Raw genomic sequence first — 25,736 nt, 5'->3', positions numbered from 1 at the left:
GTCTCCTTTCCCAAGGTCCTCACAGCGCGATTCTTCAGAACACGGTGCCTTCGAGCGCGGTCCCTACCTGGCATCGGTTCAAGGAACCTCGCCACGCGGGCGGCCGCGACGGGCCTGCCGGCGCCTGCCGCGTTCCAGGCTTTGCCGATACACAGCCGGAACCTCGCCCGCGTCGGCGCCGGCGCGCGATGCCGCCAGCAGGCCGATGGTCGGGTACTTGAACAACTCTGCCACCGACAGATCGATGCCCAGGCGTTCCTTCAGCAGACCCTGGATGCGCACGATCGAGAGCGACTGGCCACCCAGCTCGAAGAAGTTGTCGTCGACACCGACCGCTTGCAGGTTCAGCACCTCGCACCAGATCCGCGAGATGTCGGTTTCCAGTTCGGTCCGCGGCGGCGTCATCGCCGCCGAACCGCCGGGACGGCTTCGATCCGGAGCCGGCAAGGCCAGCCGATCGACCTTGCCGTTCGGCGTCAGCGGCAAGTGCGCCAGCGGTATCGAGACGGAAGGCAGCAAGTGTTCCTGCAGGCTGAGCTTGAGGAAATCGCGCAGTTCGCCAGATTGCAGATCCTGCCCGTGGCCGCACGCGTAGTAGGCCACGAGGCGCCGCTGGCCCGGCTCGTCCTCGTGCGCCACGACCACCGCTTCGCGGATGGACGGATGCGCGCGCAGCGCGGCCTCGACCTCGCCCAGTTCGACGCGGTGCCCACGGATCTTCACCTGATGGTCGCGGCGGCCCAGGTATTCCAGATCCCCGCCTGGCGTGTAGCGGGCCATGTCGCCGGTACGGAACAAGCGGTCGCCCGGCCGGTCGCCGTAGGGATCGGGAACGAACTTGGCCGCGGTCAGGCCGGGCGCGTGCAGGTAGCCCTGGGCGAGATTGGCGCCGCCCACGTACAGTTCTCCGGGCACACCGAGCGGCACCGGCTCCAGGTCGCGGCCGAGCAGATAGATCCGCGTGTTCGCGATCGGCCGTCCGATCAGCCCGGGCATGGCGATCTGCGAGGAGCCGCTGGCTTCGCAGAACGTCACATCCGCCGCGACCTCCGACGAACCATACAGGTTGAGCAGCCGCGCCGCCGGCAACGCGGCGCGGAAACGCTCGACCAGATCCGCCGGCAGCGTCTCGCCGCTGCTTACCCAGAACCTCAGCTTGGGCAGCAGCGCGCCGAGGTCGGCGACGTCCAGCAACATCCGCAGCAGCGAGGGCACGAGGACGATCCGCGTGACGCCGGCGTCGGCGAGGCTGTGGATCAGGCGCCTCGGGTCGGTCACCAGGTCCTGCGCGACGACCGCCACGCTCAAGCCTTGCAACAGCGGGCCGAAGATCTCCCAGACCGAATCGACGAAGCTCAGCGCCGTCTTGTGGCAGCACACCTCGTCTTCTGCGAACGGATAGGCGCGCCACATCCACTCGAAGCGGTTGACGGTCGCGCCGTGCAGGCCGACCACGCCCTTGGGCCGGCCAGTCGAGCCCGAGGTGTAGATCACGTACGCCGCATCGTCGGCGCAGATTTCCGACGCGGGCGCGCTTGCCTCTTCGCGGGCGATCGCGGCTTGCTCGCGCTCCGGGTCCAGCACGCGCTCGAGTCTGCCTACGCCATGCGCCCACTGTGCCTGCGCATCGCCGACCAGCAGCGCCATGCCGGAGTCCTCGATCATCAGGCGCAACCGCGTCTGCGGATACGTCGGATCCAGCGGCACATAGGCCGCGCCGGCCTTCATCACCGCCAGCAGTGCCTCCACCGTCCGCACCGAACGCGCCAGACAGATGCCGACCAGCGCCCCACGGCCGACGCCTTGCCGCTGCAGGTAGCGGGCCAGGCGGTTGGAATGTTCGTCCAATTCGCGGTACGTGCGCCGCTGCTCGCCGCACCATACCGCCAGGCGATCCGGGGTGCGCCGCGCCTGCAGCGCGAACAGTTCCGGGATCGTCGCCGCGGCCGGCGGCGCTGTCGCGGTACCGTTCCAATCGCGCAGCAGCTCCTGGCGTTCGCGCGCGGACAGCATCGCCAGCTCGCCGAGCGGCGCGCCCGGATCGTTGGCGATGGCGCCCAGCAAGGCTTCGAAATGCCCGAGCAGCCGCTCCACGCTCGCCAGGTCGAAGCGCCTTTCGTCGTAGACCATCCGGATCGACAGCGATTCGCCGGGAGCAATCAGCAGCGTCATCGGATAATTGGTCTGCTCCACGGCGTGGACCTCGCCGATCCGGAAGCCGGGCGAACTCGCCGCCAACGAACTGCTGATCGGATAGTTCTCGAAGGCCAGGATGACGTCGAACAGCGGCACCCGGCTGGGAATGCCGGCCCAGCCCTGCACCTGCATCAGCGGGCTGTACTCGTACTCGCTCATCTCGGCCTGTTGCGCCTGCAGCGTCTGCAGCCAGTCCATCGCGGCGACGTCGCGGGCCACCCGTACCCGCACCGGCAGGGTGTTGATGAACAAGCCGATGGTCTGTTGGATGCCCGGCAAGGCGGCCGGCCGCCCGGAGACCACGGCGCCGAAGATCGCCTCGTCGCTGCCGGTGTAGCGGCTGTGCAGCAAGGCCCAGGCGCCCTGGACGATGGTATTGAGCGTCAAGCGCTGCTGCTTGGCCAGCGCTTGCAGACGCCCGGTCAGCGCGGGACTGAGGCGCGACTGGCGTTCGCCGAAGTTCGCGCCCGCCGCGCCGTCCATCTGCGACGGATTGAGCGCGGGAAAATGCGACGGCGAGGCCCCGGCCAGCGTCTTGCGCCAGAACGCTTCCGCCTTGCCGAGGTCCTGCCTGCCGAGCCAAGCGATGTAGGCGGCATAGGGGACCACCGGTTCCAGCACCGTCGGCTGTCCCGCGCGCGCCGTCTCGTAGGCGAGGAAGACTTCCTTCAGCACCAGATAGACCGACCAGCCGTCCAGCAGCAGATGGTGGAACGACCAGAAGAAACGCTGCGCATCGTCCTCCATCCGCACCAGGCCCAGACGCATCAACGGCGCGCGGCCAAGGTCGAAGCCCTGCAGGCGATCCGCCTCGAGCAACGCCGTCAGGTCCTGGCTCCGGCGAGCCGCCGTTTTGTCGCGCCAGTCCTCCACCACGAATGGCAATTCCGGCTCGCGGCAAACCACCGCCAGCGGTTCGGCGACCTCGCCCCATACATAGAACGTGCGGAAGATCTCGTGCCGCCTCATCACTTCGAGCCAGGCGTGCCGGAAGGCCTCGATGTCCAGATCGCCCTTCAGATCGCAACTCATCTGGTTGACGTAGACGCCGGATTCAGGCGCGACCAGGCTGTGATAAAGCAGCCCCTGCTGCAACGCCGTCAGCGGATGGACGTCGGCCACCGCGGGCGCCGATGCAAGCAGCTTGGCCAGCGTCCGCGGATCGAGCTTGGCCAGGGTGCGCTCGGCGAGCGGGAAGTCGCCGGCGCTGGCGGCCACTGTACCGGTATCGTCGGCGGCGGCAAGCGACTCGCGGATGAACTCGAGCGCATGCCCGACCAGCGCTTGCACGGTCTCGCGCCGATGCAGATTGCGGCTGAAACGGACATTGAGTTGCAACTGCCCGGCACCGGCGAACGCGTTCAGCTCGAGCAGGTAACGGCGCTGCTGGCGCAGGCTGCGGTCGGGCGCCGCCGCATCGAGCGTGTGGTCGAAGAACAGCGAATCCTTGAGCGCGCCGTCGAGTTGTCCCAGGTAGTTGAAGCTGATCGCGGCCGGCGGCGCTGCACGCAACGCGCCGCGCAATGCGGCGTCGGCACCGGCGTAGCGCAACAGCCCGTACCCCAGGCCGCGGCGCGGAACACCGCGCAGCGAACGCTTGGCCAGGGCGATGGCCTGCAGCGGCGCAAGCGACCGGTCGACGTCGAGCCGCAGCGGATACAGGGAAGTGAACCAGCCCACCGTGCGCGACACGTCGACGTCCTCGAACAGATCCTCGCGTCCGTGCCCTTCGACGTCGAACAGGACGGTTCCGCTGTCTTGCCAGGCCGAGACGGCATGCGCGAACGCGGCCAGCAGGACTTCGTTGACCGACGCGCGCCACCGCTTGGGTGCCTGTTCGATCAACGCCGCGGTCTCCTCCGCGCTCAGGCTCACGCCGACCCACTCGGCCGAGGCTTCGCTGTTGTCCGCGCTGTGGAAATCCACCGGCGTCCCGGCCCTGCCCTCCTCGCCACTGGCGGCGCGCGCATGTTCGCGCCAGTAGGCCGCGTCCTCGTCCAGTTGCGGCGAGACGGCGAACTCCGCCAAGCGTTGCGCCCAGGTCTTCCATGACACCGTCTTGGCCGGCAGCGTGGGCGCCCGGTTGCCTAGCCGCTGGCCGTAGACGGTATGCAGGTCCTCGAGCAGGATCCGCCACGACACGCCGTCCACGGCCAGATGGTGGACGACGATCAGCAACCGGTCGGGCATCGTTCCGCCGAACGAGAACAGGCGGGCCTTGATCAACGCTCCTGTCTCCAGGTTCAGGCCTGTCTGCAGTTCCAGTGCCGCCTGCCGGATCGCCTCCTGCGCCGCGTCGGCGTCGCTCGCCTCCAGATCGACGCGGCTGAAGATCTCGTGGCCGACGGATTCGCAATTGAACGGCTCCCACCCGCCGTCGACCCGGCTGAAACGCAGGCGCAGCGCGTCGTGGTGCTCGGCGATGTGGCGGAAGCACTCTTCAAGCGCACGCGGGTCCAGGGCCGCGCGCGCCTGCAGGGTGATCGACTGGTTGTAGTGGTGCGGCTCCGCCAGTTCCTGTTCGAAGAACCAGCATTGGATGGGGGTCGGGTGCACCGCTCCGCTGACCCGCGCCTGTTCGGCGCTGTTCGGCGCGGTGGCGACGTTCGCCTCGGCCAGGCGCGCGATGGTCTGATGTTCGAAGAAATGACCGGCGCGCAGTTGGATGCCTTCCTGGTTCAGTTCGGCCAGGATCTGCAGGATCAGGATGGAGTCCCCGCCCAATTCGAAGATATTGTCGTGGATGCCGACCTTATGCAGGTTGAGCACCTTGCCCCAGGCCTCGGCCAGCACCCGTTCCAGGCGATTGCGCGGCGGCGCGAACGCGGGACGGCTGAGCGTGCCTTCGCCTGGCGGCGGCAGCATGTCGTAAGCGATCTTGCCGTTCGACAGCAGCGGCAAGCGCTCCAGCAACACGAACACCGCCGGCACCATGAAGCCCGGCAGCTTGTTGCGCAGGAAGCCCGCAAGCTCCTCGGCGAACGACGCCTCGGCGCCCGCGGCGACGACGTACGCCGCGAGCTGCTTGCCACCCTGGGCGTTGTCCAGGGCGACGACGGCGCAGTCGGCGACCTTGGGATGGGCCGAAATCGCCGCTTCGATGTCGCCCAGTTCGATGCGATAGCCGCGGATCTTGACCTGGCTGTCGATGCGCCCGCGGAAGACGATCTCGCCGCCCGGCAGGAAACGGCCCAGATCGCCGGTCTTGTACATCAGGTGGTAGCGGCCGCTGCCGGCGTCGCGCCCGGCAGCGGCGTTCTTCAGGCCGGTGAAGCTCCACACCACGTACTCCTGCAGCCCGTCGCGGCTCATCACCGCATAGGGCAGCTGGTGTACCTCGATCGCGTCCGCGCCCAGCGCGCGCAACAGGCGGACCAGCGCCAGCTTGTCTTCCTCGGCGTCGCGGCCGGGGACGATCCGCTCGTGCTGGGGCGTGTAGGTGAGAGGATCGCGCACGTCGCCGTCGTCGACGCCGACGATGGGCAGCAGGGTCTGGATCGCGAAACGGCCACCCTGCTTCAGCACCGCGAAGAAGTTCTCCAGCATGTTGCGCGGATTGGCGAGCCGGTCGAGCAACAGCGTGGAAACGGCGAAGTCCTGGGTGCCGGGGGCGATGCCGCTGCTGGCGGCGAACTCGGCGGGTTCCAGGTCGACCTTGACCATCTGCGCGTCGAGCGACGCGTCGCGCGCCTTCTGCACGAACACCGGATTGAAGTCCAGGCCGGTGATGTTCGCGCCCATGCCCTGCAAGGTCTTGAGGATCTCGCCATTGCCGAAGCCGAAATCGATGCCGCGCGCGCCCTCGAACGTCGGCAGCGGCAGCAGCTGGCGCAGCACCTGCGCGTTGATTCCGCACGATGCGTAGGACTGGTTGACGCCTTCCAGCAGATAGCGGCTGAAGGCGCCGTACGCGGCGCTGGATTCGGCGTGCCGGGTGATGAAGGAATGGGTTTTCTCGATCAGATCCGGGCCCAGCGAATCGATCAGCTTGAAGATCATCGGCGGCGACAGGTGCCGCGGCCAGTCCTTGGCCTCGGAGTGCACCGCCGCATGCTGGCCGGCGCGCGCGGTCCGCTGGAACTCGCGCAGTTCGGCGTCGGCGATCCTGACGTCGAGGCATTCGTGCTCGACGAACGCATCGTAGATCAGGAAGGGATTGGGCACGAACTTGCTGGCGGTGGCACCGGGCTTGTTGAGGTAGCCGCGCGCCACGCCTTGGCCGCAGATGTAGATCTCGCCGGTGACGCCCACCGGTACCGGGTTCAAATGGGCGTCGAGAATATAGGTCCTGGTGTTGGAGATCGGAAATCCGATCGGCACGGCGCCGCCGCGCGCGGCCACCTCCGCCGGGCTCACGTCCCACAGATGCGAGTACACCGTGTACTCGGTCGGCCCATAGGCGTTGGCGAACCGGCAGCGGCGCGACCACTCCAACGCCAACTCCGGCGGACAGGCCTCGCCGACCGCCACGATGGTCAACTCCTCGGGGTATCGCAGCGCGTCCGCGTCCAGCGCCTTGAGTATTGACGGCACCAGCACCATCACCGAGATGCGGTGCCGGTTGATCGCCTCGACCAGCGAGTGCGAGGCCAGGTCCTCGCGCTCCAGCATCACAAGCGTGGCGCCATTGAGCAGGGCCATGCAGGTTTCGCCGATCGCGGCATCGAAGCTGTACGAGGCGAACTGCGAAATCCGGCTGTCGCGGGTCAGCTTGAACTGGCGCGCCTGCCAGCGCACCAGGTTGGCGATGCCGTAGTGCTCGACGGCCACGCCCTTGGGCAGGCCGGTGGAACCGGAGGTGTAGATGACATAGGCGAGATTCTCCGGTGCCACCGCGACGTCGGGGTTGTCGGCGCTTTCCAGCGCGATCTGTTCGGCCGCATCCTCCAGGCAGATGACCTGCGACCAGACCGACGGCAACTGATCGAGCAGATGCTGCTGCGTCAGCAGGATCGGGACAGCCGAATCCTCGAGCATGTACGCCAGCCGCTCGCGCGGATATTTCGGGTCCAGCGGCAGATACGCGCCGCCGGCCTTGAGCACGCCCAGCACGGCCACCACCATCTCGGCCGAGCGCTCCAGGCACAACCCCACGATCACCTCCGGCCCGACGCCCATGCCCGCGAGGTAGCGAGCCAGCCGGTTGGCGCGCGCGTTGAGGTCGCCGTAGGACATGCTTCGGTCGCCGGAAACGACCGCGGTGCGTTCGGGGCCGGCCGCCACGTGCTCCTCGAAGGAGCGGTGAATGCACGGCAACGGATCGGGCATGTCGGCGGCGAAGCGGTTGAACTCCTGTTGCAGCAGGCGCCGCTCCGCGGGCGATACGAGCGGCAGGCGCGAGAGCCGCTGCGCCGGGGCGGCGGTCGCCGATTCGAGCACCCCGGTGAAGTGGCCGAGCAGGCGTTCGATCGTCGCGCGATCGAACAGGTCGGTGTTGTACTCCAGCGCGCCTTGCAGCGCGCCGGGAGACTCGTTGACGGTGAGGATCAGGTCGAAGCCGACCGTGCCGTTGTGGACCGCGAGCGGCTCCATGGTCAGGTCGGTCAGCTGCACGGCCTCGGCCGGCGCGTTCTGCACCACCAGCTTGATCTGGAACAGCGGCGCGTAGCTCAGGCTTCGTTCGGGCTGCAAGGCGGCAACGAGCTGCTCGAATGGAAGATCCTGATGCGCGAACGCATCGAGGGTCTGGCTTTTGACGCGGCCGAGCAGTTCGGCGAAGCTGGGATCGCCGCTCGCGTCCGTCCGCAGCGCCAGTTGATTGATGAAGAAGCCGATCAGCCCTTCGGTCTCGGACCAGTTGCGGTTGGCGATGTCGGTGCCGATGGCGATGTCGTGCTGCCCGGTGTAGCGATGCAGCACGGCGACGAGGCCGGCCAGCAGCACCATGAACAGCGTTGCGCCCTCACGCAGGCGCAACGCATGGATGGCGCGGGCTAGCGGCGCCGGCAGTTCGAAATCGATCACCGCGCCGGCGAAGGTCTGTACCGCCATGCGCGGACGGTCCGTGGGCAGATCCAGCAATGGCGGAAGCCCCGCCAAGCGCGTCTTCCAATAGTCCAACTGGCGCGCCGACAGTTGCTGGTGGAACGGCTGCCGCTGCCAGAGCGCATAGTCGGCGTACTGGATGTCGGCCTCGGCCAGCGCCGCCGGCCGGCCGTCGCAATGGGCGCAGTACAGATGCTGCAGCTCGCGCAGCATGATGCCGAACGACCATGCATCCGAAATGATGTGGTGCATCGTCAGCAGCAGCACATGATCGGTTTCGCCGATCTGGATAAGCGCCAGGCGCAGCAAGGGGCCTTCCGCCAGATCGAACGGCCGTGCCGCTTCGGCCGCCGCGCGCCGCCGGGCCTCCTCCTCGCGCGCGTTCTCGGGCAGGTGCAGCAGCGTTTCCACCGGCAGGCGAACCGGGCGCGCCGCGGCGATAGCCTGCCGCGGCTTGCCGTTGACGGCCGGGAACGTGGTTCTGAGGACCTCGTGCCGGCGCATGATCTCCGACAGCGCGTGCTCCATCGCCTCGACCCGCAATCTGCCTTTCAGTCGCGTCGCTGCGGGAATGTTGTAGGTGGTGTCGCCGGGCCGCAGCTGGTCCAGAAACCAAAGCCGCTGTTGCGCATACGACAACGGCAGTTCCCCCGTGCGCGGACTGCGCGGAATGCGGCTTTCCGGGGCCGGTGCGCGCTTGCGCGCCACCTGCAGCTTCTTCGCCAGGATGCCGCGCTGTTCGGCCGATAGATTGAGGATTCGCTCGGACAAGTCGCTCATGCTTGGGCTCTCTCTATCGCTCGTCGCCTGCGCCAGCCCGCTGCGCGTGCCTGTGCCGGATGGAGTCCTTCAACTGCTTCAGATAGGCCAGTCCGTCCAGAACGGTCGCGGTGTCGAGACCGAAATCGAGCAGGCATGCGACCTCGTCGACATCCATCGCCTGCAACGACTGGATCATGCGGGCGCAGCTTTGCGGAGTGCCGAGCAGCGCACGGGTGTTGAAATAGCGCTCGAACGCGAAATCGAGCAGGGTCTGCTGATCCTGTGCTTGCAGCGTCGCCGCCGCATCCGATCCCGCTGCGTCGGGCGCCAACTGGGTGTTGGTCATGCGCAGGAACGAATGCAGGTACTCGCCAAAAGGGCCGCGGACGGTTTCCTTGACCTGCTGCAGGTCTTCGCCCAGGAAGGTGTGCAGCATCACCGCGACACGCCCGGCGCGCGCATCATGGCCATTGTCGGCGCGCGCCTGTCGATACGCCTTGATGCAGTCGGTGCACTGCTCCAATCCCTGCTCCATCAAGCCAGTCAGCACGTTGGCGCCGATCTTGCCGGCTTCGATGAAGGTGCCCTTGCCGGTGGCGGTGATCCAGATCGGCGGCTGCGCCTGGACGGGGTTGGGATAGATGCGCACCTCGGTCGGCTCGCCCTTGCCGTTGCGCAACGTCACCGACTCGCCGCGCCAGAGCTTCAGCACGGTCTGGATCTCGCGGAACATCAGTTCCCTGCGCGACGCGTAGCGCTCAGGCGCCAGCACGAAGTCGTCGGCCAGCCAGCCGGAGGCGAAGGCGATGGCGACGCGCCCATTGGACAGGTTGTCGACCACCGACCATTCCTCGACCACGCGCAAGGGATGCTGCAACGGCAACACCACCGAGCCGGCGCGCAGCTGGACCCTCTGGGTCAGCATCGCCAGCGCTGCGGCGATCACCGCGGGATTGGGATACAACCCGCCGAACGGCTTGAAATGGCGTTCCGGCGTCCACACCGCCGCAAAGCCGTTGGCGTCGGCATACCGCGCGCATTCGATCAGCAGGCGGTATTTGTCGGGCTCGTCGGTCGCGCCATCGCCGGAGAAGAACAGAAAGCTGAAATCCAGGCCGCCCTCTCCGGCGGCGGATGCCGGCGAAGGCGGCGGAACCGGCGCCGCGGCGGGCTGCGCGCCGGGCTCGGCTGGGTCGCGTCGAACTGCCGGCGCGGGATTGCGCTTCGCGTGCTTGTTCAACTGCCGCTCCAGCAGCGCCTTCCGTTCGGGAGTGAGCGCGGCGATGCGGTCTTCGATCCTATCGCTCATGCGCTTGCGTCCCCAGGCTTTCGAGTTCTGCGAAGATCTCCTCGATCATGTCCGGGCTCGCGTCTTCGGTGCCGCTGTGCAGAATGGCCAGCGCCAACGCGTCGATGGTGGTGACCTCGAACAGGCGTCGCAGCGGCAGGTCGACCTGGTAGGTATCGCGTACCCGCGAAATCAGCCGCGTCGCCAGCAGCGAATGCCCGCCCAGCTCGAAAAAATCGTCGTAGACGCCGACCCTTTGCGTGCCCAGCACCTCGCTCCAGATCTGCGCCAGTTCCTGCTCCAGTTCGTTGCGGGGCGCCACGTACTCCCGCTCCAGCTGCGGACGTGCGGCGCCGGGAGCAGGCAGCGCGGCGCGGTCGACCTTTCCGTTCGGCGTGATCGGCAGCGCTTCGGTGAACACGAAGCGCGAGGGGATCATGTAGGCCGGCAAACGTCGGCCAAGCGCGCTTCTGAGTTCGCCGGCACCCGCCGACCCGCCTTCGTTGAGTACGACGTGCGCGACCAGGCGCATGTCGCCAGGCGCTTCCTGGTAGGGCACCACCGCCGTGTCGCGCACCTGTGGATGGGCGCGGATGGCCGCTTCGACCTCGCCGGCTTCGATGCGGAAACCGCGGATCTTCATCTGAGTATCGACCCGTCCGAGGTACTCGATTTCCAGGCCGCCGGCCCGGTCGCCGATGATGCGGGCACGATCACCGGTCCGGTACAGGCGTGCACCGGCGCGCTCGCCGAGCGGGTCCGGTAGGAACCGCTCGGCCGTCAGTCCTGGCCGGTTCAAGTAGCCGCGTGCCAACCCGGCGCCGCCGATGTAGAGTTCGCCGGGTACGCCCACCGGTACCGGTTGCAGCTGCGCGTCGAGCACGTACGCCTGCAGGTCCGCGAGCGGTATGCCGATGGGGCTGCGTGCGCGCCCCGGATAGTCCGCCGCCGTGATGGGGCGGTAGGTCACATGGACCGTGGTCTCGGTGATGCCGTACATGTTCACCAGGCGCGGGCACTCGTAGCCATAGCGCTGGAACCAGGGTTCCAGGCTGGCCAGATCCAGCGCCTCGCCGCCGAATATCACCAACCTCAACGGCAGTGGCGCGGCACCGTGCATGGCGACAGCGAGGAACTGCAGGAATACAGACGGCGTCAGATTCAACACCGTCACGCCCTCGTCGATCAGCAGCTGATGCAGTTCGCGCGACGCCTGCGCGGTCTGCTCGGGCACCATCACCAGCCGGCCGCCGTAGCGCAGCGCGCCCCACAGTTCCCACACCGAGAAGTCGAACGCGTATGAGTGGAACATGGTCCACACATCGGATTCGCCGAATCCGTACAGGCCCTCGGTGGCCTCGAACAATCTCGACGCGTTGGCATGGGTGAGCAGGCTGCCCTTCGGCTGGCCGGAAGAGCCGGAGGTATAGATGACATACATCAGGTTGTCCGGCTCGGCCGCAGCCGCCGGGTTCTCCGCGCTGCAGGCGTCGATCGCGGCGCGGTCCGCGTCGAGGTAAACAGGTTTGGCCGCGTCGAGCGGCAGCGCCTGGACGAGCTCGCGCTGGGACACCACCACCCGCGCGCCCGAATCGCGCAGCATATGCGCCAAGCGTTCGCGCGGATACTTCGGGTCCAGCGGCAGGTAGGCGCCGCCGGCCTTGAGCACCGCCAGGATCGCCACCACCATCTCGACCGAGCGCTCCAGGCACAGCGCGACGACGCCGTCCGGCGCCACGCCCTGTTCCCGCAGGTAATGGGCCAGTCGATTGGCGCGAACGTTGAGTTCGGCGTAGGTCAGGCGCCGCGTGCCGGCGCAGACCGCGATCCGTTCCGGCGCGGTCGCCGCCTGCCGTTCGAACAGATGGTGCAGGCAGGGCGGCGGCGCGGATGCGATGGCCGGCACGCGGTTGAACTGGTGCAACAGCAGGTCGCGCTCGGCCGCCGACACGATGGACAAGGCCGAGAGCGGCCGCGCGGCGTCGGCGGCGATGTCGGCCAGCAAGGTGTCGAGATGCCCTTCCAGCCGCTCCAGCGCCGCGGATTCGAATCGGCGCGCGTCGTAGACCATGACCAGTGCCAGCTCTTCGCCTGGCTCGACCACGATGGTCAACGGGTAGGTGGTCCGGGTGTGATGGGCGACGAGCGAATGCACCTTCAGCCCCAAATCGACCGAACGCAGCACTTCGGCGATCGGCTGGTTCTGGAACGACACGATGCTCTCGAACAACGGCAGCCCGCGCGGCACGTCGCTCCAGCCGTGTACCTGCACTAGCGGGCTATGCTCGTACTGCCGCGCTTCCACCAGTTGCGCCTGCAGTTCCCGGAACCATTCGGCCACCGCGCATGCGCCATCGATCCGCGCCCGCACCGGCAAGGTGTTGACGAACATCCCGACCATTTCGTTCGCGCCGGGCAACTGCGGCGAGCGCCCCGACACGGTCGCGCCGACCACCACGTCGTCCTGGCCGGCATAGCGGCCCAGCAGCAAGGCCCACGCACCGAGCACCAGGGTGCTGGGGGTGACCTGCTGCTGACGGCTGAAGGAGTGCAAGGCCGCGGTGGTCCGCGCCGAAATGCGGAAACCGGCTTCCGCATAGGCGGCTTCGCCAGGATCGGCGCCCTCGCCCGCCCTCAGCTCCATGCCCAGCGGCGTGGGCATGGAAAATCCGCTCAAGGTGCGCCGCCAGAACTCCATCGCTTCGGGCAGCGGCTGCTCCTGCAGCCATGCGATATAGTCCCGGAACGGACGCGGGCTCGCCGCGGCAACCGCAGTGCCGGCGCAGGCGGCTTGATAGGCCATGAAGAAGTCGCGCAGCACCAGCGGTATCGACCAGCCGTCGAGAATCAGATGGTGGAAGGTCCACACGAATTCGTGCGTGTCCGCCGATGTCTTCGCCAACAGATAGCGGGTCAGCGGCGCGCGCGAAATCTCGAAGCCGCGGCGGCGGTCCTGCTCCAGGAACGCGCTGAGCCGCTGCCGTCGCGCATCCGCCGCCAGCTCGTGCCAGTCCTCGTATGCGCGCACCACGTCCACGTCGGTACGCACGACCTGCACCGGTTCGTCCAGCCCCTCCCACAGGAAGGCCGTGCGCAGGATGGGATGACGCGCGAGCACGCTGCGCCAGGCCTCGGTGAACGCGTCGAGGTCGAGGTCACCCTCGAAGCTGCAGGTGATCTGTTCGATGTAGGCGCCGGCATGCGGTGCGTAGAGAGAATGGAACAGCATTCCCTGCTGCATCGGAGAAAGCGGATAGATGTCTTCAACACCTTTCACGATCGACGCTCCTGCGCTGCAAATTCCAGCACGCGCTGTAGTGGATGATGACACGCGGGGTGAATGCTTTCTCGACCAAAAGATCGACCGGCCGCCGCGCCTGCGAACGACACATGCGCTCTCGACGCCGCATGCGAAGAACATTCAGTGCAACGCGGATTCATCCGCCTTCTCCAGCATGTCGAATATCTTCCGCAACTTGTTCGAATCCAGGCCGACAAGCGGAAAATCCGATGGCGTGACCACGTCCGACTCGGCCGCAGCGCAATGCCGTGCCAACGCATCGATCTCGTTGCCGTGATCGCTGGCTAGCGCCACGACGCTGTCGTGGTCTATCCGTGCCGGATCGAAGCTCCAATGCAAATGCAGGCGTTGCGCATGCACGAAGGCGCGCACGCTGATGGCGTATCCGGCCCGTTCCGGACGTTCCAGGCCGGCCGGGGACAACGACGGATGCACGCGCACCGCCGATGCGCAGGCCGGCGTGTCGTCGAATGCGCCCAGGTAGGCGAAGCCGATCGATGGATCGGGCAGCGATGGCGCGGCGGCGGACGGGTCCGCCTCGCCTCTCGGCGAACGCAGCAGGTCGTAGCCGGCGCCGCCGCGCGGTGCCGCGCGCCACTGTTCCTTGACCGCGGTCAACAACGCACCGGGATTGTCGCCGGCCGGCAGTTCGAAGGCGACAGGCGCGACGGTGGCGAAGGGCCCCACCACGTCGCGCAGGTGCTCGCCAGGAAGCGCGTCCAAGCGAGCGTGGCAGTCGATCCATAGCCGGCGGTCGCCGATGCGGTCACCCAGGACTTTCGCCAACCCGGCCAGAACGACCTCTTCGATTCGGGCACGGTAGGCGCGTGGCGCCTCGGCAACCAACAGTCGGGTTTCCTCGTGCCCAAGACTGACCGAGTGCAGCGCCCTCTGCGCCGAGGCACCGGTGCCGTTTGCATACGCCGAAGGCCAGCCCGCGGCACCGCGCTCGTACAGCGCTTCCCAGTAGCCGAGTTCGTGGCGAGCGAGCGGCGAACCGGCGAATTCGAGTGCCGAGCTTACCGCCCTGCGGTAGCGCGGCGCCTGCGCGGAGGCCCCTTGGCCGGGAGGCACCGCGGGGTCGATGGCCGAGCGCAACGCCTGGATCAGCACCCGGGCCGAACCCGGATCGGCGGCGAGCGGATGCGCGGCGAACAGCAGCGTCGAGGCTTCGCCCTGGTGCGCGCGAAACAGAACGATCTTCGCCAGCGGATCCTGGCCGATCCGCAGTTGCGCGCGCGTGCGCGCGGCGATCGTGGCGATGCTCGCCGCCCGGTCCGCTGGCGCGATGTCGCGCAGATCGACCACTTGCAATGCGCCCTCGGCAGGCGTCGCGGCGATGGACGGCGTTCCCGGCGGCACGTCGGCCGGGAAATGCAGCCGCAAGGCGTCGTGGCTGGCCAGCAGGTGCTCCAGACGTGGCTGCAGCGACGCCGGATCGACAACAGGATCGATTTCCAGCAGCACCGACCAGGCCGCAGGTTCCAGGCCCCGCGCATCCGCTTCGAGAAAACGGCGCTGCGCCGGCAGCAGCGGCAGCGCTCCTGCCCCCTGCGCTTCGGCGTCACGCGCGTCCGCGCCTTCCACGAAGGCGGCAAGTTCGGCCAGCGTCGAATACTGGAACAACTGCTGGACGTTGAAGTTCAGTCCCGCCTTCCTGGCGTTGGCCATGATCTGGATGGCGAGCACCGAGTTGCCGCCCAGTTCGAAGAAATCGTCGTGCAGGCCGATCCGGTCGATGCCCAGGCACTCCTGCCAAAGCGTCGCCAGCCGGCGCTCCAGTTCGCTGGCTGGGGCCACGAACGCGGTTTCCAGTCCAGGCCGCGCGTGCGTCGCAGGTGCTATCAGGCTGCCTGCTTCCGCGCCGTAGCGCTCCGGCGTCGCCTGCCGCGCCCATTCGATCACTGCGGCGAGATCGCTCGGCGACACCACCACCTGCGCCGGCACCGTGCGCGCCAACATGCGTGCGAACACCTGCGCCCCTTCGGCCGGAGAAATGCCCAGGCTCAGCACCCGCTCGAACGGGCTACTGTCGTCGGCGCCCGCGTTGCCGCGCGCAACCTGCGCCGACGCGCGCGCCGGTTCGTCGCCGCCGCGGTGTCCGGCCATCAGCGCATTGACCGCCTTGCCGACCTCGTTGATCCGCTTGTGGGCGAACTTGTGGATCTGCGCCAGCAAGGTACCGTCCTCGGCGAGGATGTCGACGTCGAACGCAGTGGTTTCGCCATCGGTCGTCGGGTCGGCGCCGCCTTTGGATGCGATGTAGACCCGTTGCCGCAACGGCGCGTACAGCCGCAGCTTGCCGTAGCCGAACGGCAGGTAGCTGCTGCTGCGCTCGACCAGGAACAGCAACCCAATGCCGGCGGCGCGGTCGAGCAGTGCCGGATGCAGCTGGAAGTGCTCCAGGTCGCCGCTGTATTCGTCCGCCAGGCGCAACTCCGCCAGCAGCCGGCCGTCGCCGCGATGCACATGGTTGGCGCATTGCCAACGCGGGCCCAGGCTTTCGTCGAAGAAGTTTTCTTCGGTCAGCCGCAGTTCGTCGCGGCCGCACTCGGCGATCAACCCTGCGATGTCGATCCGGCGCGCTGGCGCTGCCGGACATGCCGCGATCTTGCCGATCACGTGCCTGACCCAGTCCGTGGCGTCGGCCGCAGGCGCGCTTTCGACGTGGAAGTCGTAGCCCTCGCCAGCGCGTTCCAGGACCAGCCGGACTTCTCTGGCTTCGTCGTCCTGCACCCGCAGCGGGGTCAGGAAGTAGACGTCCCCGATCTCGACCGGACCGGCCTGCACGGCCTTGGCGAACGCGGCGCGCGCCATCTCCAGATAGGTGACCCCTGGGACCACCGCCGTTCCGAGAATCCGATGTTCGTCCAGTACCCAATGCGATTTCACCGCGAAGCGCGAGCGGAACAGGTGCCGGTCGCGGCCCTGCGCGATGTGCCGATCGACCAAGGGATGCCCGACCCGCTCTTCCGGGCCGGACGGCGTTTCGCGGCGGACCCGGTGCGCGGCCGCGTTGTCGGCCAGCATTCCGACCTCCTGCCAGGCCGGCCAGTTGACCGACACCACGAACTCGCCGGTACGCTTGCGCCGGCTTTGCGCGAAGGCGTCGAGATAGGCATTGGCCGCGGAGTAGTCCACGCTGCCCAGGCCGCCGAGCAGCGCACTGCGCGAGGAGCACAGGATCGAAAAATCCAGCGGCTGCCCGCTCAGCGCGTCGTAAAGCGCACGCGTTCCCTGCAGCTTGGCAGCCAGGACCCGATCGGCGCTCTGCGCGGTCTTGAGCTGGATGAGGCCGTTGCCGGGGATGCCCGCGGTATGCACCAGGCCAGTGATGGGACCGAAGCGCGCATTGACCTGCGCTACGACCTCACGCAGCCGCGCCGGATCGGACACGTCCACGCTGAAGTAGATCGCCTGTGCGCCCTGCGCTTCCAGCGCGCTGAGGGCGGCGATCATCGCGTCCGCGCGCTCGCCCTCGCCCTGCGCGGCGCGGCGTTCGTCCCCGTGTTCGCGCTGCGGCAGCGGCGAGCGTCCGACCAGCGCCAGCTGCACTCCCGGCAACTGGCTCGCCAGATAGTGCGCCACCGTCAGCCCCATGCCGCCGAGCCCGCCAGTGATCAGATAGACGCCGTCGCGCCTGAGCCGGAACGGCGGAGCCGACGGCGTTTGCGTCGCGATCTGTTCGAAGAACCGTACCCATCGATAGCCGTTGCGGTAGGCGATGCCCTCCGTGCCGGGCTCGCGCAGGTCTTCCAGCAGGCCTTCTGGCAGGTTCGCGTCCTGTTGGCCGGCCACCTCGACGAAATCCAGATCGATCATGCGGCAGCTCACCCCGGCGTATTCCTGCGGAATCACCAGGCAAGGACCGGCGAGCGTGGCCTGCTCCGGATATACGCTCTCCGCGCCGGTCACCTCGTTCGCGTTCGCGACGACGATGTCGATGTGGATCGACCTCCCGTTCGCCTCCGTGCCCAGCGCCTGGGCCAGGTACAGCAGGCTGTAGAAGCTCGCCGGCGCGGCCGCCCGCTCCGGGTCGGGAAGCTCGATGCCGTAGGCGTGCACGATCCGCTGCGGCAGCAGGCCGTCGCGTTCCAGCTCTTCGAACAGGCGCAGGTAGCCCGCGGGATCGCCCGGATCCAGCGCGTAATCCAGCGCGCCGTGCTTGGCGAAACCCTGCGCCGCGCTCACGCTGACGACGCTGCGCGCGAACGGACGCAACGACTCGGCCAACCGCGACGCGACGCCGAAGCGGTCGGCGAAAAACAGCCAGGTCGCGCCTTCCGCCGCCGCGGCCGCGGCCAGGCCTCGTTGCGCCGCGCGTTTCCACGACGGCGCATACAGCCACTTGGACAGGTCCGGGTGCTTGGCCAGCGGATCGCCCGCGGCCGATGCCTCGCCGCGGGCGTCGATCCAGTAACGCTGCCGCTCGAACGGATACGCAGGCAGCGGCACGCGGCCTCGCGGAGCGCGTCGGTGCAGCGCGTGCCAATCCGGCTCCACGCCGGCCGCCCAGAGCTGGCCCAGCGTCAGCAACGCGACTTCCGCGCTGGACCGGTCCGTATCCGGCGGCGGCAGCGAATGCAGCACCATCTGCGCCGCGGCCTTCTGTGGATGCCGGCGTGCCATCGACATCAGCATCCGGCCCGGACCGACCTCCAGCAGGATCCAAGCGGGGTCTTCGAACAGTACGCCCAGGCCCTTGCCGAACTGGACCGGATGGCGCAGGTGCTTGGCCCAGTACGCCGGCGAGGTCGCTTCGGCATGGGTGATCCAGGCGCCGGTCAGGGTCGAGATGTAGGGGCTGCCCGGCGGCCGCAGTTCGACGCTGTCAAAGACCTGCAGGAATTCATCGAGGATCGGTTCCATCATCGAGGAATGGAACGCATGCGAGGTGCGAAGCCGCAGGCACCCGACCCCCTGTTCGATCAGTTCGGCCTCGAACGCGGCGACCGCCTCGTCGCGGCCCGCCACGACGCACAGCGAGGGCGAATTGATCGCGGCGATCTCCAGTCCACGACCGAGCCGCGCGCGCAGCTCGGCCTCCGACAGCGACACCGACAACATGCTGCCGCCAGGCAGCGACTGCATCAGCCGGCCGCGCGCGGCGACCAGCTTCAGCGCGTCTTCGAGCGAGAACACACCGCTCAGGCAGGCCGCCACGTACTCGCCGACACTGTGCCCGATCATCGCCTGCGGCTGCACGCCCCATTCCATGAACAGCCGCGCCAGCGCGTATTCGACGGCGAACAGCGCCGGCTGCGCGAACGCGGTCCGCTGCAGTCTCTCTCCGGCGTCGGCGACCCGCTCGGACGGCGCGAACAACAGCTCCTGCAACGGGCAATCCAGGTGTGGCCGCAGCAACTGTGCGCAACGATCGATCTCGCGCTGGAACGTCGCTTCGGACCGGTAAAGCTCGACCGCGGCATTAACGTATTGCGCACCCTGGCCGGGGAACATGAAGGCGACCGGGCGCGTCACTGCTTCCTTGGTGCCCGAGGCCATCCGACTCACATCGGACATCGCCAGCACCGACAACGCATCCTCGCGGTCCCGGCAGACGAATGCGCAGCGGTGGCCGAGCGCGCGCCGGCCGACCTGCAAGGTATAGGCGACATCGCCCAGATCCTGCTGCGGATGCCGATGCAGGTGGTCGGCCAGATTGGCGACCATGACGTTGAGCGCCGACTTGCTGCGCGCGGAAAAGGTCAACAACTCGGGACCCGGCGACGACGGCCGCGGCTCGCCAGGCGGGGCTTCCTCGACGATCAGATGGGCGTTGGTGCCGCCGATGCCGAACGAGCTGACGCCGGCCATGCGCGGCCGCCCATCGCTCGGCCAATCGCTCAGCGCCGCGTTCACCCGGAACGGCGAGTCGGCGAAGTCGATGCGCGGGTTGGGTTCGCGGAAGTGGAGGTTCGCCGGCAATTGTCGGTGCTGCAGCGCCAAGGTGGTCTTGATCAGCCCGGCGATGCCGGCAGCGGTGTCCAGGTGGCCGAGGTTGGTCTTGACCGAGCCGATCGCGCAGAAGCCCTTGCGCGCCGTGGAGCGGCGGAACACCTGGGTCAACGCCTCGATCTCGATCGGATCGCCGAGCGAGGTGCCGGTGCCGTGGCATTCGATGTAGCTGATCCGCTCCGGAGAGATGCCGGCGATGGCCTGCGCCATCGCGATGGCCTGCGCCTGGCCGGCGACGCTGGGCGCGGTGTAGCCGATCTTCTCCGCGCCGTCGTTGTTGATGGCGCTGCTGCGGATCACCGCGCGGATGCAGTCGCCGTCGGCGAGCGCCTCGGACAGCCTCTTCAACACCACCACGCCGGCGCCGCTGCCGCTGACGGTGCCGTCGGCCTGCGCGTCGAAGGCGCGGCAATGGCCGTCCGGCGATCCGATCCCGCCTTCCTGATAGAAATAGCCGGTCCGGTTCGGCACGGGCACGGCGACGCCGCCGGCCAGCGCCATGTCGCAGTGGTAGCCGGTCAGCGCCTGGCAGGCCATGTGCACCGCCACCAACGAGGTCGAGCACGTGGTCTGCACGGTGACGCTGGGGCCCTTGAGGTTGAGCGTGTAGGCAGTGTGGGTGGTGAGGTGGTCGTTGCGGTTGAAGATGGCCGTTTGCAGCAGGCCCATCGCCTCGATGAGGCGGCGGTTGCCGAGCAGGTTGTTGATCAGGTAGGTGTTCATGCTGGCCCCGCCATACAGGGCGATGTCACCCGGATAGCGCGCGGGGTCGTAGCCTGCGTCCTCCAGCGCTTCCCATACGCATTCCAGGAAGATCCGCTGCTGTGGATCGGCGATCTCGGCCTCGCGCGGCGTGAATCCGAACAGGCCGGCGTCGAACAGCTCGATGTCGGCCAACTCGGCCCTGGCCTTGACATAGGCGGGGTCGCTCAGCACCTGCGGCGCGATGCCGGCGGCTGCCAGTTCCTCGTCGGTGTAGAAGCGGATCGATTCGACCCCGTCCGCCAAATTTCGCCAGAACTCCTCCAGCCCGCGCGCGCCGGGGAACCGGCCCGCCATGCCGACGATGGCGACCGCTTCCGGTGCCTGGGAAACATCCGACCCGCTCATAGCCTGTCCTTCCATTCTTTGGATGCCTGCCTGCGTTGATCGCCCGCCTTCCTGATCTTCTCGGCCCGCGACTGCGCCGCGTCGAAGCGCGCTTCGGCGTCGACGCCGGAACGCTTGCGCTGCAGCAAACCGGCCAGTGCCGCCACGGTGGGATGCTGGAACACGTCGAGTATCAGGATCTGCGCGCCCAGCTCTTCGCATAGCCGCCGATGAAGTTGGATGAGCAGCAGCGAGTGGCCGCCGAGGTCGAAGAAGTTGTCCTGCGACCCGATCTGCTCCAGCCCCAGGAGCTGCTGCCAGATCGCAGCGATCTGCCGCTCAAGGCCGGTCTGCGGCGCGAGCAGTTCCTCTTCGGCACGCGCCGCGCGGTACTGCGAGGAGGCCAGCGCGATGCGGTCGATCTTGCCGCCTCGGGTCAGCGGCATCTCCTCCAGCAGGGCCAGGCTCGCGGGCACCATGTAGGCCGGCAACCGCTCCTTCAGGAACGTGCGCAGTTCCTGCGCGGTCAGCACGTCCGCCGGCGACTTCGCCGTCGACGGGCCCGGGGCTGCGGCCGCGGCCCCGGGCCGCAGCCCGTGCCGGCTGGCGTAGACGTTGTACCGGTCCGTGCCGGTCAACTCGCCGTCCTGTTCGACCAGTGTTTCGAAGCCATGCCGTTCCAGCAATGCCGCGATCTTGCGCGTGCGCCCCGCGGTTTCCTGTCCGTCGGCGTCGTGCACCTCGAGCACCACTTGCCGGATCTTGGGCCAATCGGCCTCGTCGATCCCCTCCAGCACATCCATTTCGGCGCGCTGCACATCGATCTTGAGCAGATCGATGCGCGCGACGTTTTCGCTGGCGATCACCTCCGAGAGCCGGCGCAATGCGCATTCGTACGTCTCCGACAGGAAACGTCCTGCCAGGAATTCGTCGGCGTGCCGGATCAACTCGTCGTTCCCGCCCGCGGACTCGGCGTGTTGGTTGGCGAGGTAGCGCTTGATCACGTCGATGTCGGCGCCGGCGTCGGAGTAGGCCTGGCGCCCCGACATCATGCTGTAGTGCGGGTAGTAGGTGAATGCCGCGGTTTCGTTACGGCTGGACAGGCCGAACGGGAACAACCGCAGCGCCGGCGCGTACAGCTCGGCGTTGATCCTGCATATCTCGAGGATCGGCGGGATCGGCTCGAACGCGTAGAGCTCGGCCTCGGGACAGCGTTCGGCGACCAGCATCGAGAACATTCCGATATTGGCGCCGACATCGAACACCACCGCCCTGGGCGGCAGGGCGATGCCGTTGCGCAGGTAGGTCCGGCGCTCGAAGATCTCCAGGTAGAGATACTCGCTCTCGTTCCTGTTGCGATGGGCGATGGCGCGGCCGTCAGGCAGGGTCAGCCGCGAGTACCCGTCGATCTTCTTCAGATAGCGGCGGCGCGGCAGCACGTAGCCGATCATCCGCTCGACTTCGTGCTCGCCCTTGGCCACGACCACAGCGGCCTCGCGCACCGCCGGATGCTCGCGCAGCGCTTTTTCGATCTCGGGCAACTCGACGCGGATGCCCTGCACTTTCACCTGATGGTCGGTCCGGCGCAGATAGTCGAGGCGGCCGTCCCCGAGCTGGCGGACCAGATCGCCGGTCCGGTACAAGCGGGCGCCGGCCTGCTTGGAGAACGGATCGGGAACGAACCGGTCCGCGGTGAGCCGCGGCCGCCGCAGGTAACCGCGCGCCAACCCGTCGCCACCGACGTAGAGTTGCCCGACCGAGCCGGTCGGCACCGGATTCATGGTGTCGTCGAGCACGTAGGTCCGCATGTTCGCCAGCGGCCGGCCGATGTTGGGCCTGCCGCCGCGGATCGGCGCGATGGTCGTGTCGACCGTGCATTCCGTCGGGCCGTACACATTGAAGCAACGCTTGCCCGGGGCTTGCGACAGCAGCCGCCATAGCCGTTCGTCCAGCGCCTCGCCGCCGACCAGAACCGTCGCCGGCAATCCTTGCAGGCTATCGGCCATGCCAGCGGCAAGCCACAGGTTGAGCTGGGACGGCGTGCAATCGACCGCATCGACCCGATGCTTGGCCAGGTACGCGGCGAGTTCGGCTGGATCGCGCCGCAGTTCCTCCGGAATCACGCACAGGCTGTGGCCGTGCACGACCTGGAGCAACTGCTTCACCGAAGCGTCGAACACCAGGGGCGCGTTCAACGCGATCGTCAACGGCCGGCCGACTTCGCGATAGACCGCGCTTTGCAGGGCGAAAGCCAGATTGACCGCCGAACCATGACGCACCATCACGCCTTGCGGCGTTCCGGTCGAGCCTGAGGTGTACAGGACGTAGGCGAGATTTGCCGGCAGCGTGCGCGGCGGCGGGACACGCGTGTCCGCACCACAGGACAGCGCGTTCGGCGCGTCCACTTGGACCAGCGCGCAGCCTATATCCGCCAGTTGGCCAGCCAGGGGCTGCTGGGTGACGACGACGCGGCAACCCGCGTCGCCGGCCAGAAACGCCAGCCGCGCCGGCGGTTGCGCCGGATCGATCGGTACGTAGGCGCCGCCGGCTTTCCAGATTCCCAGCACCGCCACCAACATCCAGCAAGAACGCTCCAGGCACACCCCGGCCGCCACGTCCGGTCCGACGTCCAGGCTGCGCAATACGCGCGCCAGCGCATCGGCGGCGCGGTCGAGTTCGGCGAAACTCAGCGACTGCTCGCCACAGATGACGGCGGTCGCCTCGGGCGTGCGCCGCGCCTGCTGTTCGAAAAGTTCGTGCAGGCAGACGTCGCGCGGGTAGGCGCACTGGGTCTGATTCCACTCTTCGAGCAACCGTTTGCGTTCCGGCCCGGGCAACACCTCGGCTTGGCTCACCGAGCGCTGCGGAGCCGCGGCGGCATCGGCCAGCAGCGCCGCCAGGCGCGCGGCCAGGCACTCGACCGCGGCGGCGGAATGCACCGCGGGGTCGTGCTCGAACTCGAGCGTCACCCCAGCGTCGCTCTCGATGCCGGTCACCCTGAGCTGGAACCGGTCGATGCGCGAGCAATGCCGCAGCAGCGAGAACCGCAGCGCGCCCGCGCCGATCGGTGCCGGCGTGGCGTGCCACTCGAACTTGATCGGTGGCGACGCAGCACTGTCAGGCGCGAAAAGGTCCTGCGCGGCCTCGGCCTGGTCGAGCGCGTCGCGGGTCCGGCGCAGCGCCTCGACGAAACTGTAATCGGTCTCGATGCGCAGTTCGACCGGCATGTATCTGGCGAACAGGCCCAGCGCATTCGCCAACCCCGGAATCGTTCGCCCGTCGAACAGGACCCCGAACACGCCAGACTGCTGTCCGCGCAACCGCCAGACCAGCACGCCGAGCGCGGTCAGCACCGCGGTGCGCAGGTCCGTGCCGTGCTCGAGGCACAGCGTTCTCAACCCCTGCACCACCGTCGGATCGAGCACGGTCCTGACCGGTTCTGCGGTGCCTTGCGGAGCGTCGTCGGGCGCCGGCTCCAGCGCGAGCGCGGCGTCCGCGCCTGCCAACGCCGCCCAATAAGGCGCGGCTTTCGAACCTGCGTGATTTTCTATCAGTTCGTTCTGCCACTCGCTGTAATCGGCGTACTGAACGAACTCGCCGTCGCCGTTCGTGCCCTCGCCTTCGCCGCACAGGTCCGCCAGTTGCGCATACAGGTTGACGAACGTCCGGGTGTCGGCGCACAGCGACGGCAACGTGATCAGCAATGCGCCGCCGGACGGCGCGAACCTCAGCCAGGTGTAAAGGCCAGTCGCATGCCCTTCCAGCGTCCCCGCGGCATCCAAACGCAGCCGCTCGTCGATTTCGCGCGACAGGTCGGCCGACGCGCCGAGGTGGTGGATCTCCAAATCCATGCCGGGATCTGCGCCTGGAACCTGGACCGGAACGTCCATGCCGGCCAGATAGCGGAAGTCCGTGCGCAGCGCTTCGTGCCGGCCGCCCAGCGCCCGCAACGCGCCGCGCAGGCGCTCCGGCGCCAACTCGCCTTCGACGACGATGGCGCACTGCGCGCAACGCTCGCCCGGGGCGAGCGTCAGCCACAGGTGCCTTTGCTGCGGAGAGAGCCGGAATCCCTCGATCACGTCTTCTTGCATGCGGGCATCCTCTGCGTTCACGGGCTCGATCACGTGCATGCTGCTCACTCGTGCGACCCGAACGTCGCCGTCGCCGGGACCGCGCCACCGAGCGTGAAGCGCTCGGCCATCGCCACCAGGATCTTCCGCGGCCCCGTGAACGGATCGCGCCCGTGCGAAGCGAGGAAATTGTCCAGCAGCAGGATGTCGCCGCGCTCCCAGTCGAAACCCACCGTGGCGCTGCGGTAGGTCTGGCGCACCTCCTCCATCAGCGAATCGGGAATCGGCGAGCCGTCGCCGAAGAACGCGTTGCGCGGCACCTCGTCTTCGCCGAACTGCGCCAGCAGGCCTTCGCGTATCGGCGCGCTCAGATTCGACAGGTGGAACATGTGCGCGTGGTTGAACCACAGCCTGGTGCCGAGCGTGGGGTGGGAGACCATGACGTGGCGCCGCGCGCGGGTGCGCAAGCGGCCGCCATCGCGCCATTCGCACTGCATCATCGCCTCGCGGCAGTAGCGCTCCACCGCGGCGCGATCCTCGGTCTGGAACGCGTCCTGCCACGACAGGTCGAGGCCCTCGCCGTAGTTCTTGACGTACATCACGCCCTTTTCCAGGAACCGCGTCTTGATCGCGGGCGGCAACAGGTCCACGACCCGACGATCGTCGGCGATGGGCGTGCGTCCGCCGCTGGCGGGCGGCTGTTGGCAATAGAACCAGATCTTGCTCGGCCAATTGTGCGAATACGACATCTCGTGGTGCAGCGGTATCGATTGGTCGGCCGGGTATTCGGTGGAGGTGAAGATGTGCGAGGCGACCTGGGTGCGGGCGGCGGCGCGCTCCTGGTAATCCAGCACGTCGTCGGAGATGGAGCGGACGAACTGGGAGAAATGCGCGACCGTCTCGTTGCCGAATCCGCGGAACAGGATCGCGCCGTGATCGAGCAGCGCTTGTTCCAGCGTCTGCCTGTGCGCCGCGGCCCAGGCGGCCAGGTTCAAGTCGCCCACGCCCGGCGACACCACGAGCGGAAAGCCCTCCAGTCCGTCCAGATAGCCGAACCGAACCAGGTCGCGATCCGACAACCTGATGC

6 protein-coding genes are annotated in these 25,736 nt (G+C 67.9%); all 6 read right to left on the bottom strand.

Annotated elements, in window-relative coordinates; genetic code table 11:
* Positions 1–78 precede the first annotated feature (78 nt).
* Genes AC1PMG_RS10315 through AC1PMG_RS10290 form a run of 6 tightly spaced genes read right to left on the bottom strand, consistent with a single transcriptional unit; the run spans position 79 to position 25,728 of the window.
* A complete protein-coding gene (locus AC1PMG_RS10315; RefSeq protein WP_481111545.1) occupies positions 79–8,961 on the bottom strand; it encodes an amino acid adenylation domain-containing protein in 8,883 nt (2,960 codons plus the stop codon).
* 13 nt (positions 8,962–8,974) lie between these two features.
* The gene (locus tag AC1PMG_RS10310) at positions 8,975–10,252 is read right to left on the bottom strand and encodes an LLM class flavin-dependent oxidoreductase (RefSeq protein WP_481111544.1); all 1,278 of its coding nucleotides are present in this window, start codon (positions 10,250–10,252) and stop codon (positions 8,975–8,977) included.
* Positions 10,242–13,652, bottom strand: a complete 3,411-nt coding sequence (locus AC1PMG_RS10305) for an amino acid adenylation domain-containing protein (RefSeq protein WP_481111543.1) — start codon at positions 13,650–13,652, stop codon at positions 10,242–10,244. Before AC1PMG_RS10305 ends, AC1PMG_RS10310 begins: the two co-directional genes overlap by 11 nt.
* On the bottom strand, positions 13,653–20,600 hold the full coding sequence (locus tag AC1PMG_RS10300; RefSeq protein WP_481111542.1) for a type I polyketide synthase: 6,948 nt from the start codon (positions 20,598–20,600) through the stop codon (positions 13,653–13,655).
* A complete protein-coding gene (locus tag AC1PMG_RS10295; protein WP_481111541.1) occupies positions 20,597–24,709 on the bottom strand; it encodes an amino acid adenylation domain-containing protein in 4,113 nt (1,370 codons plus the stop codon). The genes AC1PMG_RS10300 and AC1PMG_RS10295 overlap by 4 nt, the downstream gene beginning before the upstream one ends.
* Before the next feature lie 5 nt (positions 24,710–24,714).
* Positions 24,715–25,728 (bottom strand): TauD/TfdA family dioxygenase, encoded by a 1,014-nt coding sequence (locus AC1PMG_RS10290; protein ID WP_481111540.1) that lies wholly within the window; start codon positions 25,726–25,728, stop codon positions 24,715–24,717.
* Positions 25,729–25,736: the final 8 nt, after the last annotated feature.

It is taken from the genome of Xanthomonas sp. NCPPB 2250, assembly GCF_056725265.1.
Note: the sequence above shows the minus strand (reverse complement) of the source record. Positions and strands in the feature narration are given on the sequence as shown.

Excerpts from the sequence above, each read along its gene's own strand:
- AC1PMG_RS10300 (WP_481111542.1), bottom strand. The coding sequence starts at position 20,600 with ATGAGCGGGTCGGATGTTTCCCAGGCACCGGAAGCGGTCGCCATCGTC.
- AC1PMG_RS10295 (WP_481111541.1), bottom strand. The coding sequence starts at position 24,709 with ATGCACGTGATCGAGCCCGTGAACGCAGAGGATGCCCGCATGCAAGAA.
- AC1PMG_RS10305 (WP_481111543.1), bottom strand. The coding sequence starts at position 13,652 with ATGTTCTTCGCATGCGGCGTCGAGAGCGCATGTGTCGTTCGCAGGCGC.
- AC1PMG_RS10310 (WP_481111544.1), bottom strand. The coding sequence starts at position 10,252 with ATGAGCGATAGGATCGAAGACCGCATCGCCGCGCTCACTCCCGAACGG.
- AC1PMG_RS10315 (WP_481111545.1), bottom strand. The coding sequence starts at position 8,961 with ATGAGCGACTTGTCCGAGCGAATCCTCAATCTATCGGCCGAACAGCGC.